The organism is Streptomyces sp. NPDC001985, assembly GCF_040296845.1.
Taxonomy (GTDB): domain Bacteria; phylum Actinomycetota; class Actinomycetes; order Streptomycetales; family Streptomycetaceae; genus Streptomyces.
This window is the reverse complement of record NZ_JBEOYB010000021.1, coordinates 96,574-105,382: the sequence shown is the minus strand read 5'-3', so window position 1 is coordinate 105,382 and position 8,809 is coordinate 96,574. Positions and strand designations below refer to the sequence as shown.

At 73.9% G+C, this 8,809-nt stretch carries 7 protein-coding genes; 2 read left to right on the top strand and 5 right to left on the bottom strand.

Going from position 1 to position 8,809, the window contains the following annotated elements:
• Positions 1–265 precede the first annotated feature (265 nt).
• The 3 genes from ABT122_RS12390 to ABT122_RS12380 all read right to left on the bottom strand — a co-directional run bounded on the left by ABT122_RS12390 (position 266) and on the right by ABT122_RS12380 (position 2,609).
• Positions 266–985 (bottom strand): zf-HC2 domain-containing protein, encoded by a 720-nt coding sequence (locus ABT122_RS12390; RefSeq protein WP_351549415.1) that lies wholly within the window; start codon positions 983–985, stop codon positions 266–268.
• Positions 982–1,548: a sigma-70 family RNA polymerase sigma factor gene (locus ABT122_RS12385; RefSeq protein ID WP_351549412.1), complete on the bottom strand. Its 567-nt coding sequence runs from the start codon at positions 1,546–1,548 to the stop codon at positions 982–984. The genes ABT122_RS12390 and ABT122_RS12385 overlap by 4 nt, the downstream gene beginning before the upstream one ends.
• 92 nt (positions 1,549–1,640) lie before the next feature.
• Entirely contained in the window at positions 1,641–2,609 is a 969-nt protein-coding gene (locus ABT122_RS12380) for a DUF1996 domain-containing protein (protein WP_351549410.1), read from the bottom strand.
• A 167-nt stretch (positions 2,610–2,776) separates the two neighbouring features.
• On the opposite strand from ABT122_RS12380, the gene ABT122_RS12375 reads away from it, so the two are divergent.
• Positions 2,777–3,067: a hypothetical protein gene (locus ABT122_RS12375; RefSeq protein ID WP_351549407.1), complete on the top strand. Its 291-nt coding sequence runs from the start codon at positions 2,777–2,779 to the stop codon at positions 3,065–3,067.
• A gap of 14 nt (positions 3,068–3,081) precedes the next feature.
• Positions 3,082–3,711, top strand: a complete 630-nt coding sequence (locus ABT122_RS12370; RefSeq protein ID WP_351549404.1) for a hypothetical protein — start codon at positions 3,082–3,084, stop codon at positions 3,709–3,711.
• 224 nt (positions 3,712–3,935) lie between these two features.
• Here the strand turns inward: ABT122_RS12370 and ABT122_RS12365 are convergent, their stop codons facing one another.
• A complete protein-coding gene (locus tag ABT122_RS12365; protein ID WP_351549402.1) occupies positions 3,936–8,345 on the bottom strand; it encodes an FtsK/SpoIIIE domain-containing protein in 4,410 nt (1,469 codons plus the stop codon).
• Positions 8,346–8,448: 103 nt separating this feature from the next.
• Positions 8,449–8,745: a hypothetical protein gene (locus ABT122_RS12360; protein ID WP_351549399.1), complete on the bottom strand. Its 297-nt coding sequence runs from the start codon at positions 8,743–8,745 to the stop codon at positions 8,449–8,451.
• Between the last annotated feature and the right edge of the window lie 64 nt (positions 8,746–8,809).

The following is an 8,809-nucleotide window of genomic DNA, read 5'->3' as shown; positions in this document are numbered from 1 at the left end:
ACAGGACCCCGCACGCTGCGGGCCACGGTCGGGGGCCAGCCCCCGAACCCCCGCTCCTCAATCGCCGGAGGGGCTGGGTGGTGCGGCTCACACGCCGGCAGGGCTGAGTGGTGCGGCTCAATCTCCCCCCAGAGCTGCCTCTGGGAGGTGCCCCCCAGAGGGGCTTGGGTTGCTCAGGTCGCCAGCGACGGGCTGGATTCCGTTCCTCGGCCCGCCCGGAGGCAGGGCACCCTCCCTCGTGAGCCGCTCGCAGAGCCCTCCCCTCTCAAGCGGGAATCGGCGCCGTCACATATCTCTTGCCGTCCTCGTTCTCCACCACGACCGCCTCGACATCCTCACGGGCAATCGCCGCCGACCCATCCAGATTCGCCCCCTTCTCCGCACTCCCCACCAACCAGCTCCCCGCCACTTCCCGCTCCCCGTCACGGGAGACCACCACCAGCCGGCACCGCTCCCCCGCCGGGATTCCGCTGACGGCGACATTCACCCGTACCCACTCGGCGGCCGGGGTCATCCGCACCGCCATCCGGGCGCCGGTGCCGGGGTCCTTCGCCGAGGCGACCACGACATTCTCGGGTGGCGCCGGAACGGGCGGAGTGGCCGTGACCGTGGGGCCGGCGGTGACACGGCCGGCGTCGTCCGTGCCCCGGCCGATGAGAAAGCCGCCCCCGAGCACCGACACCGCCGCGACCACCGCGACGGCCGCGAGCGCCGCCCGCCGGCGCCGCTCGGCCCCTCCGCGCACCTCGCGGGCCTGCCGCAGCGTGCGCTGGAGCAGCAGATCCCCGCCCTCGGGCGGGCCGTCGAGAAAGGCCTCGGGCGGCACCTCGCCGAGTGTGGCCTCCAGTTCCGTGAGCACCTCCAGCTCTTCGCGGCACGCCTTGCACGCCGCCACGTGTTCCTGGACGGTGCGGGCCTCGCCCTCGTCCAGCGCGCCCAGCACATAGGCGCCGAGCAGTTCGCTGTCATGCTGCTGAGTGCTCATGCCGCCGCCTCCTTCACCACGGCGAGCCTCGCCGTCCTGGGTTTCTCCGGATAGAGCTCTCTGAGCGCCTTCAACGCATAGTGTGAACGGGATTTGACCGTTCCGGGCGGGATTCCCAGGGTCTTCGCGGCTTCCGCGACCGTACGCCCCTGGAAGTAGATCTCCAGCAGCACTTCGCGGTGGTCGGACGAGAGCCGGTCCAGGGCCTCCATGACGACCATCGAGTCGACGACGGCCTCCGCGTGGTCCTGTTCCACCGGCCCGTTGGAGGGCGACTCGGCGACCTCGGTCGGGCGTGCCGCCTTCGCCCGGAAGCGGTCGGTGACGATATTCCGGGCGACGGTGAGCAGCCATCCGCGCACCGAGCCCTTGCCGTTGACGAGCGAATCGGGGTGCTTCCAGGCCCGGATCAGGGTCTCCTGGACGACGTCCTCGGCGGCGCTGCGGTCGCCGGTGAGCCGCTGGGCGTAGGCGAGCAGGGCTCTGCCGTGTTCTTCGTAGAGCGCCCGGATCAGTACTTCATCACTCGTTCTCTGCCGAGTGCGGGACCACAGTGCCGCCATCCACTCACTCCGTCCTCTGCTGGGCCGATGTGCTGAACACGGCCCGGGACCACGGGGGGTTCAATGAGCCGGGGACGGTGCGCGGGGGCGGCTCAGACGCCCGGACGGCAGTGGCGGCCCTCGTTGACGCACTCCGCCACCCGGGCCTGCTGCCGCTCGGTCATCACATTGATGAACATGGCGTGGTCGGTCTTGGGGTGGCGCTTCTGCTCGGGGAAGGAGTCCACGGCGAAGGGCACCGACGCGGGCAGCGCGTACGCGAGGGTGATGCTCAGCCTCGGCACGGGGAAGGTGGCGGGCGGGCAGGCGCCCCGGGCGTCCGGGAAGGCGATGTGGGCGCGGTGGCCGTCGCTGTCGCTCTGGAGCCCGTTCCAGCAGCTGGGGAAGGTGAGCGTGCGGGTGGGGCCGCTGCCGTCGGGGCAGATCGGATACCGGGCGCCGGAGCGGCCCGGGTGCCCGGAGCAGCCCCACGCGGCCCGGACCTGGGCGTCGTTGGTGGTCGCCGCCACCGGATCGCCGGTGATCATGCGCAGGAAGCGGGGCATGGCGATCACCTTGGTCAGCGGGCTGCCGCGGAACTCGACCCTCACCGATGAGGGCAGCACCACCTCCCCGGCGTTGCCGTCCTCGCCGCCGCCGTGGGCGTGGGCGTCGTCACCGGCCCGGTCGAGCCGGCGCAGCACGGGCCAGAAGTAGGTGGAGCGGTCCCCGCCCGCGCAGGTGGTCGCGGCGGCGGCGAGACTCGCGTCGGTGGAGCGGGCGTCGGTGGACACGTTCCCCACGTAGTCGTGGGTGTGGTGGGCGCCTCCGACGAGTCCCGGGGAGGTCACCACGTTGTCCGTGTTGTAGTGCCCCGACTCGTTGCGTCCGCACTCCGCGGTGAAGGAGCCGGTGGACGCCCCGGGGCCCGGCGCGGGTTCGGCGGCGGGCACCGCGATGTCCGCGAGTTCCGCGTAGTGCCCGGGGGTGCCCGCTGTGCCGTCCTCCACCGAGCGCATGGCGATGATGCCCCCGACCACCAGGCAGAGGCAGAGCGTGACCAGCAGGGGCGGCGTTCTCATGAACTGGGCGCCACGAGCGCGGAGTTGACTCACCACACAGTAAGACTCGCAGTCCCGGGCGGCATGTTCAATATCGGTCCGGTGAACCGTTCGCGGGCGGAATCCGTGCGGGAGGCGAGGCGGAGGTACCCGTACCGCCGGGTCTCACGAGGATTCCAGGAGGAGCCGTGGCCGAGATCGAGATCCCGGGGGACGAACTGGAGCGGATGGCGCGGCTCCTGGGCCGGGTCATGGAGCTGGTCGAGACCAGGGCGTCGGGGTTCGACGCCGCGGCCGTCGGCCCTCCGCTGGCGGCCTCGGGCGGCACCTTCGACGAGCGCTGGAACGACGGCCGCTTCCAGCTGAAACGCAACTGCACATCCCTCAAGGACGCCTGTGAGGCCGTGGTCAAGGGCTTCACGGACGCCGACAACGAAATGGCCTCGTCGCTCACCGACGACGGCACGAGAAAGAGCTGAGGAGCGCGAGCGAGATGACCGGTGGCCCCCACTCCTTCAGGATCGGCATCCCGGACAGCTGGACACAGTACGACCTGTCGGGCGACGACCTCGCCCGGGTCCGGGCCGGGCTGCTCCGGACCACTCCGCAGAAGGACGGCCGCGATCAGATCAACGAGGCGTTCCGGCACGCCCGGCAGATCCTGGAGGGGGCGAGGCGCCGGGGCGCCCTCTACGCGGCCGGGACGACCACCCTGTACGAGGACGGCCTGCTGATGGCCGGGATGATGGTGTTCAGTGTGTCGCCGCCCGCCGGGGAGAGCTTCTCGGCGCACTCGCTGGCCCAGCAGTTCTCCACCACCGGCAGCGGGAGTCGGAGCGGCACCTCCCGGACGTTCTCCACACCGACGCTGCCGTCCGTCGGCCCGGTGGGGCGGCTGGTGGGGGTGGAGGAGTCCGGGCTGACCGGGGAGGCCGGCTACCAGCTCCTGGTCATGCACACGGTGGTGCCGGTGCCCGGCTCCCGGCGGGCGCTGATCATCACCTGCTTCAGCCCCAATCTGCCGCTCGCCGACCAGCTCTACGACGTCTTCGACGCGATCACCGCGACCTTCGCCTTCGAGGACGAGCCGAACCCCTCCGAGCGCACGCCCTCCACGGGCTGAGCCGGGGGCCGCGGGGAAGGGCCCGGACCGTCCCCGTGGACGGTCCGGGCCCTTCCTGAGAGATCAGCCGGGTCCAGCGGGGACCAGCGGGACCCCGCCTGTCCTGCCTGCCCCGTCTGCCCTGCCTGCCCTGCCTGCCCCGCCTGCCCTGCCTGCCCCGTCTGCCCTGCCTGCCCCGCCCGCCCCACCGAGGCGGTCAGCCGGAAGCCGGCATCCGGAAGCCGTCAGCGGACGGCGGTCGCGGGCGCCGGTTCGGGCGGCGACGGCACCCGCACGGTGACGAAGTTCCCGTCCCCGAGGTGCAGATGGGCCCGCCCGGGCTCGGTGTCGGCGCCGAGCAGCCCGTGCGGCACCCGGGCGCCCACGACCTCGCCGTCACCCAGCGCGCGCGGCGCGAGCAGCGCCCCGCACCGGTTGCGGCGCACCGTCGTCTGCCACCCGGTGTGGCTGACGAGCATGGCCTCGTTGTTGGCGCCGATCACCAGCCCCCAGCCGTCGCCCGCGCTGCCCCGGGCGAGCGCTCCGAGGTCGCCGTCGATCTCCGAGTTGGCCATCATCTCGGCGTCGTCCACGAGGACCGCGCCGGCGGGCGAGTCCACCCGGCCGAGGGCGGCCCGGAAGTCGGCGACGGCGAGGTTCGGATCGGTGAAGACCTCCACCACGCCGGGCTGTCCGGCCAGGGCCCGCAGCGGTGAGGTGCGGGGCGCGACGATGACGACCTTCGTGCCCCCGGCGGTCAGCGAGCGGGCCATGGCGATCAGCACGGAGCTGCGGCCGGACCGGGGCGGCCCGGCGACCAGGAAGGAGGGCGACACCGACAGATCGGGCCCCTTGGCGCCGAGTTCGTCACCGCCGACACCGACCATGGCCCAGAGCGGGGAGGTCCCCCGGGGCCGGCGCTCCCACGCCTCGGGGAAGGTCAGCCCGTCGGGCAGTGTGTCCAGCCGGAACGGCCGGCGCCGGCCGGGGACGGCCGAGTCGCGTCCGCCGGCGCGGACGGCCAGGGCGCGCAGTTCACCGGCCTGGGCGGCGCCGCTGGGGTCGGGGCCGATCAGGGCGATCTGGGTGGCCCGGGACGTACGGGGGTCGATGGCACGGCCGGCCGGGAGGTCCTCGGGCACCTTGCGGGGGGTGAGCCCCACCATGCCGTAGTCGGCGCGGTCGTTGAGCCGCAGCACGAGCCGGTCCTCGGTGGTGGAGGCGAAGCGGCTCTGGGCGAGAATCCGGTCGCCCGCGAGGACGAGGTGCACCCCGACGCCCGCGCCCTCGCGGAGCAGCAGCGTCATCGCGTCCATCACACTGCCCCGGTCGTACGCCGCGAAGTCCCGCTCGAACGCCTCGAACCGGTCGACCAGGACCAGCAGCCGGGGCGGGCGCTCCTCCTCGGGGAGGGTACGGCGCAGTTCGGTGAGGTCGGCGACGCCCTGCCGGCCGAGGAGTCCGCGCCGCCGGGAGGCCTCCTGCCCGAGCCGGACGAGGAGCCGGGCGACGCGCTCGCTCTCGGCCCGGTCGACGACGGCGCCGGTGTGCGGCAGCCCGGCGAGGGCCTGGAGGGCGCCGTTGCCGCAGTCGAGGCCGTAGAGATGGACATCGGCACAGCTGTGGGCACCGGCCACGGCGGCGGCGATGGTGCGCAGGGCCTGGGAGCGCCCGCTGCGGGGCGCGCCGATGATCTGGAGGTGGCCCATGGTGTCGAAGTCGAGGGTCAGGGGGTGCCGGGTCTGCCCGGCGGGGTCGTCGGTCAGTCCGTACGCCACCGGGGCGAGCCCGGCCTGGTGCGGCGGGGACCCGTCCGGGTGCCCGGCGGGCGGCAGGCCGGCGAGGGTGAGGGTGTCGGGGAGCGGTGGGAGCCAGGGGGTGCGGGGCGGCGGCACGGCGAGCTGTTCGGCGGCCTCGCGCACCGCGCTGACGAGGACGGAGAGGTCGGTCACGGGCTGTACGGCGGTCTCGGCGCGCTCGGGGCGGGGCGGTGGGTCGCCGAGGAACTCCCAGTGGATCTCGGTGAGCCGGGGCGCGGGGCGCTCGGCGGCCCCGGCGCGGGCCTGTGCTCTGCGCCCGCCGATCCTGCCGGTCTGGAAGGGCAGCAGGGCGGCGTGGCCGAGCCGGGCGTGGGCGCGGCCGGGGGTGCGCGGGGAGAGCAGGCCGGAGTCGGGGGCGTCGATGATGTCGCGGCTCTCGCCGGTGTCGGTGGTGCGCAGGGCGATCCTGAGGTTGGTGTTGGCGCGGATGTCGGCGGTGACCGCGCCGGACGGCCGCTGGGTGGCGAGGATCAGATGGATGCCGAGGGAGCGCCCTCGCTGGGCGATGTTGACCATCCCGGAGACGAAGTCGGGGAGTTCGCGGACCATGGAGGCGAACTCGTCGACGACGAGGACCAGCCGGGGCAGGGGGGCGAGCCCGGGTGCGCGGGTGCGCTTGTCGGTGTAGTCGTCGATGTCCTTGGCCGAGGCGTCGGCGAGGACGCGTTCGCGGCGGCGGAGTTCGGCGCCGAGCGAGGTGAGGGCGCGTTCGACGAGATGGGTGTCGAGATCGGTGACGAGACCGACGGTGTGGGGAAGCTCCTCGCACTCGGCGAAGGCGCTGCCGCCCTTGTAGTCGATGAGGACGAAGTTCAGCTCGTCGGGCCGGTTGGCGACGGCGAGCGACGCCACGAGCGACTGGAGGAGTTCGGACTTGCCGGAGCCGGTGGTGCCGGCGATGAGGGCGTGGGGTCCGTCGGCGGCGAGGTCCAGGGCGAAGGGGCCGTCGACCCCGGCGCCGATGACGGCGCGGGTGGTGCGGCCGGAGGCGGCCCAGCCGGAGGCGACGGCCTCCGGGGTCGGGGGTTCCAGGCCGAGGATGTCGAGGAGCCCGGCGGCGGTGGGGAGCAGATTCTCCTCGGCCTCGTCGCCGACGTCGCGCAGGGACGCGAGGGCCCGGGCCACCCCGGTGCACCAGGTGTGGCCGGGGGCGTCCATGAGGACGCCGTCGACGGGGTCGGTGCCGCTCCGCTCGACCCGCAGCCCCTCGGGGGACGCGACGGCGACGGCCTGGCACTCCTCGGGGAGCAGCCGGGCCTCGTCGTCGACGCAGAGGGCGTAGACGCCGACGGCGGGCCCTTCGCGCAGGATCTGGATCACGCCGGGCAGCGAGCGGATGCGGCGGGCGCCGTCCAGGACGAGCAGCACATCGGGTTCTCCCGCGGCGCCGCCGCGCGGCGCCCGGTCCCCGGCCTCCTGGCGGGCGGCGATCAGGGCGGTCAGCTCGGCGATCCGGCGCCCGGCGGACTCGGCGGTGGTGCCGGCCAGGGCGACGGTGTCCTCGCCGGCGGGCGCGGTGTGCGGCAGCCAGTGCAGCCAGGACCAGCGGTCCGGTCCCCCGGTCCAGGACAGCACGCACACCCGCAGGTCGGAGGGGCTGTGCAGGGTGGCGGCCTGGGCGATGAGCCAGCGCACCAGCGGATCGGCGTCCGCTCCCCCGGCGACGCCGAGGACACCTGCCTCGCGCAGGGGGACGGCGACGGGGACGGCGTGGGTGGTGCGGGTGATCCGGCGGCGGTGCTCGGCCTCGCCGGGGTCCTCCAGTTCGAGGTGGGCGGGCCGGTCGGCGAGGCCGAGCCGCAGCAGCAGGAAGTCCCGGTCGCGCCAGCGCCGTTCCCAGAGCCGCTGCCGGGGGCCGGTGGCGATCAGGGTGGTGAGCGCGGGGTCGGGGCAGGCGGCGCGGCGGGCCCGCTGTTCGGCGACGACCGCCTCGGCGACATCCTCGTCCAGCCGCTCCTTCTGCCGTTCGTACTCGGCGAGCCGCTCGGCGTGGTCGTCCTTGCCCCGGCGCTTGTTGGAGAGCTGTCCGGCGAGCGCGATCACCGGGGAGAGCAGTCCGAAGACCAGGAAGCGGAGGTTGCCGAAGAAGAGGACGGCGACCAGCGCCATCAGCAGCGGCGCGAAGATCATGACGAGCTGGATCGGGCTGCGGGCGGGTTCGGCCGGGGCCACGGGCAGCCGGAACCGGTCGCGCACCGGCGGCGGGAGCAGCCGGGGCGGCCGGTTGTAGTCGAGTCCGGTGCCGTCGCCGGAGGGCTGGAGCGCGGCGTCGGGGGCGGTGGGGGCGGCGAGTTCCAGCAGGGCGGGGCCGAGGTCGAGCACCCCGCCGGGGGGCCAAGCGGTCCACTCGGGCACCGGGACGGTGTCGAGGCGGGCCTTCTCGTACGCCGAGGAGCGCACGGTCACGGTGCCGTCGACGCGGACCTCGACACGGGCGGCGCTCGCGGGGAGCCCGGCGGCAAGGAGGCGGACACGGCAGTCGTCGGCGGCGCCGATCTCGTACTCCCCCGGGGGCAGCCGGAAGACGGCTCCGGCGCCGGCGCCGCCGATGGCGCGCAGCTCCGCGACGCCCTCGGGCTCGCGGCCGGGGACGGCGAGCGGCTCTTCGAGACAGAGGAGGCTGCCGGGCCGCAGCTCCAGGTCGCCCAGCGCGCGGTCGGCGGGGAGCTGGTCGGGCCCGTGGAAGAGGGCGGGCGCGCGGGTGGGCGGGGTGCCGCGCATCCGGCGGTGGAGCTCCTCGGCGAGTTCTCCGGCCGGGGCCCCGGGGTCGGCTTCGATGATGATGTCCGCGGTCCGCCCCTGCTGCGGGTCGACTGCGGTGACGGTCAGACGCATGGTCGGTGCTCCTTGTGGCACGCGCGGGTCGGCGGGACGCCGGGCGGGCCGGACCGTGGCGGTCCGGCCCGGCCGCCGGGGCGGGGTACGGGTCCTTGACGGGTCAGCCGGTGAGGCTGGCGCCGAGGTCGGTGTCGAGCTGGGCGAAGCCCTTTCCGACACCGTCGAGGAACTTGGAGATGCCCGCGAGCCCTTCGATGACCTGGAGGTAGTTGTCGTTGTAGGTCTGGACGAAGGGCTGGAAGTCCCGTTTCGACGCGGGAGTCCGGTAGCCGTCCTCGGTGAGGTTGTCCAGTTCCTGCTTGATGGTCTGGAGCTGGACGATGGCCGTGTCGTACATGTTGAGGGTGGAGGCGGCGACCTGGGCGGTCCGCTCGTCGTTGACGATGAATTCGGCCATGGAGAGTCTCCTGTCGGTCCTGTGTGGATTCCCCGGATTCCGTTGCCGCGTTGACGCGCCGGTC